Annotated in this window: 2 protein-coding genes; both read left to right on the plus strand. The window is 70.1% G+C overall.

Annotated elements, in window-relative coordinates:
* Positions 1 to 1,576, plus strand: a 1,576-nt coding sequence (locus C8054_RS31470) for a LuxR family transcriptional regulator (RefSeq protein ID WP_233220265.1), incomplete at its 5' end; no start/stop codon positions are given.
* Positions 1,577 to 1,592: 16 nt separating this feature from the next.
* Positions 1,593 to 3,581 (plus strand): BTAD domain-containing putative transcriptional regulator (locus tag C8054_RS31475; protein WP_146180023.1); only part of this gene is annotated, 1,989 nt, incomplete at its 3' end.

Genomic DNA, 3,581 nt, shown 5'->3' on the forward strand with positions numbered 1-3,581 from the left:
TCGGGGGGGTGTGCTGACGCGGTTGGGGATGGCGGAGTATCTGGTGGATACGGGTGCGGCGGTGGGGCATTTGACTGCCGGGTTGGCGTTGGAGACCGATCCCGAGACGCGAGCGCGAACCGCCCTGACATTGGCTGCGGCGCTGCACGCCGACGGTCAGCCCGCCGAGGCGATGCAGGTGGCGCAGGACGCCCTGCACCACAGCCCCGACCCGCTCAGCAGCACGCATCGCGCGCTGCAGGCCATGATCGTCGAGACTGCCGTCGCTGCTCGTCGACTTCCGTACATCCAGCCACTGGTGCGGGAGTTGCGGGACTGCCCGCCGGGTTCGACGTCCGGCGACCTGATGGTGCAGGCCACCCTGGCTCTCCACGATGCCCTTCGCAACGACCGCGTCTCGGCCCTGAGTCGGGCAGGCGCGGTGGCGACGGCAGCCGATCTGGGCCGCCATCCCTTCGCAGTGGCCGCTGCCGCGCGAGCCTGGCAGGTGCTCACGATGTGTGACGCCCCGGAGGCTCTGCCCGCCATCGACGCCTTCCTTGCCCACGTCGGGACGCGCGGTTCCCGGTGGGGGCAGACGCTGGCCAGGTGCCACCGGGGTGCCGTCCTGCTGGCCCACGGCGACGTGCGTGCGGCTGTCGACGAACTGCGCCTCAGCTGGGAACAGGCGGTGCGGCACCAACTGCGGCTCGGCAAGATCCTTGCCGGTAGCCATCTGATCATCGCCTTCCTGCGGCGAGGCGACGTCGAGGCCGCCGACGCCATCCGATCACAGCTGAAGGACGGCCCGGCGCTCGACGTCACGAACGGCCTGCGGGCGTACGCCGAGGCGAGCCTGCTGCTCGCGCAGGGCAGGACGACCCTCGCCCTGGCCAGGGCCACCGCGCTGCGCGACGAATGCCGCGTCAGCGGCATCACGAACGCGGTAGACCCGGACTGGCGGACCCTGATGATCCGCTGCCTCACCGATCTCGGCCGGGTCGACGAGGCGTTGGAGACGGCCCAGGAGTTCATCGGTTCGGCCACCACCTGGGGCACCGCCCGGGTCGTCGGGCGGTCCCTGGCGGCCATGGCTGACGTGGAGCGCGGACGGCGGAGCACGGAACTCCTGCACGAGGCGGTGAAGCACTTCGAGGCTGCTGAAGCCCGCTGGGAACTGGCCCAGACCCTCCACCGGCTGGGTGAGTCGATGCGCCAGGCCGGGTCACCGACGGAGGCGCGTGAGCACCTGCGCCGAGCGCACGAGATCGCCGTCGCGTGCGGCGCCGATGCGTTGGCGCGCGATGTCGCGGGTAGCCTGCGCCTGCTGCGCACCCGCGTTCACGCGGAGCAGGGAGGCGGCTCGGACCGCCTGACCCCGGCCGAGGAGCGTGTCGTGGAACTGGCGACGGCGGGCCACAGTAACCGCGAGATCGCCCAGCGCCTGTTCATCAGGTTGAAGACGGTCGAGACCCACCTCACCAGCGCATACCGGAAGCTTGGTGTCTCCGGCCGTGGGCAACTGAGCCAGGCGTCGCACGCGTCGGACTCGGAGACCCCGGCACCTGCCGGAGTCGACGGCAGGCGATACCGGTAGGCCTGAGGTGACCCGCATGCCACCGACGCCGAGGCGAGCCGCCATTCCCGACGCTGCTGATCGTCGTGAGGTGACGGCGGCGCGCACACCACCGGCAGGCCGGGTCAGGCTTCTCGGCGCCCTGGAGGTGGTGGTCGACGGCGTGCCCCGTCCCGTCGGTGGCCTGCGGCGACGCGCCCTGTTGGCGGCGCTCGCCCTGCAACCCGGTGACGCCGTCAGCTCACGTCGGCTGTTGGAGATCGCCTGGCAAGGCCAGACCGCCGCAACCAGGATGAACACGCTGCAGAGCCACCTGACGCACCTGCGCCGGGAGTACGCGCTACGTGGGCTCATCCTCGCCAGAGGCTCCGGTTACGTACTCCAGCTCAGCGATGAGTTCACCGACCTGCAACTCGCCGAGCGGCGAATTCACGACGCCATGCTCGCCGATGATCCCGCGAAGGTCATCGTCGAGCTGCGGGAAGCGCTCGCCGCCTGGCGCGGCCCTTCCCTCAGTGATCTGCGGGACCTCACCTGGTTCAACGACCAGGCCGTACGCCTCGACGGCATCCGCCGAGCCGCCACCAACGCTCTCGTCGAGGCCCGGCTGGCAGCGGGCGAGCACCATCAGCTCGTGGCCGAGCTGGGACACGCGATCGAGCAGCAGCCGCTCGACGAGGAACTGCACCGGCAGTTCATGACCGCCCTCTACCGAAGTGGGCGGCAGAGCGATGCATTGTCGGTCTACCAGCGCCTCAAGCGAACTCTCGCGGCGGACCTGAGTACCGCGCCGCAGGTGGCGACCAACGAGCTGTACACGGCGATACTCCGGCACGCACCCGAACTCGACCTGTCCCCGGCGGGCACCACAGCCTCCCTCGGCGGGAAGCTGACGGCCGCACCGGACTCCGCGGGAGAGGGCCGGGACGAACTCGTCGACCGTGATCATGAGACTGGCCTGATCGATGAGGCGATTCGGGCCGCGACTGCCTCTGCCGGCACCGTTCTGCTCTTCGAAGGGCCCCCGGGAATAGGGAAGACCTCCCTGCTGGAGTACGCCGAAGGGCGGGCCCGGCAGCGCGGTTTCACCGTGCTGAGTGCCAGTGGATGGCCGGTGGAGAGCGAGGCCGCCTGGGCCGGGGCGCGGCAACTGCTCCATGGCGAGACGCTTGCCCTGCGCGAGTCCGGTCGTTCCACCTCCGTAGGCAGCGCACTGGCGCGCGAGGCGTTGCTCGGCTGGGACCAGGAACGTGCAGAGCGCGCCGTCGGCGAGTACGCCCTGCTCGACTCGCTGTACTGGCTGGTCGCCGACGTGGCAGAACACGCCCCGGTCGCACTCGTCGTGGATGATCTCCAATGGCTGGATGTGCCCTCGGTGCGCTTTCTGGCCTATCTGAGCGCCCGGTTGGAAGCCCTACCGATCTTCCTGGTCATGGGCCTTCGCAAGGGGGACGACCATCGGGTCGAGCCGCTGCTGTCGGCCTTCACCTCGGTCACCCACGCCCTCGCACCACTGACCGCCTCCGGTTCGGCGCGTTTCCTGACGGCGCTGACGGGCCTGCATCCCGACGATCCGGTGACAGCCCAATGCCGTCGGCTCAGCAGCGGAAACCCGCTGTTGCTGCGGCAGCTCGCCAAACGCATCAACGGCGCGCTGGCCAGCGGACAGGATCCGGCGTCGGCCCTGGAGGCCGGCTTGCCGGTCATCTCGATGCTGGTCAGAACCCAGTTGAACCACTTCCCGTCCGCCGCCGCGGTAGCGGCCCAGGCCCTGTCGGTGGTGGGTGAGGGCGCCTCGGTCGACGCCCTGGCCCAGGTCGCACAGGCCCGGCCGCAGGAGGTCGTGGAAGGGCTGAGCATCCTTCGCGACAGCGCCTACGTCACTGAGACGGCAGAAGGCTTCGGGTTCACTCACCCGTTGATCGGTGAGGCGGTGTATGAGGGGGTGGGTCCGGGGGTGCGGGCGGGGTTGCATGTGCGGGCGGCGGGGGTGGCGTTGCGGGTTGGTGATGTGGTGGGTGCGGGT

The organism is Micromonospora sp. RP3T (assembly GCF_003027925.1).
In the GTDB taxonomy this organism is placed as follows: domain Bacteria; phylum Actinomycetota; class Actinomycetes; order Mycobacteriales; family Micromonosporaceae; genus Micromonospora.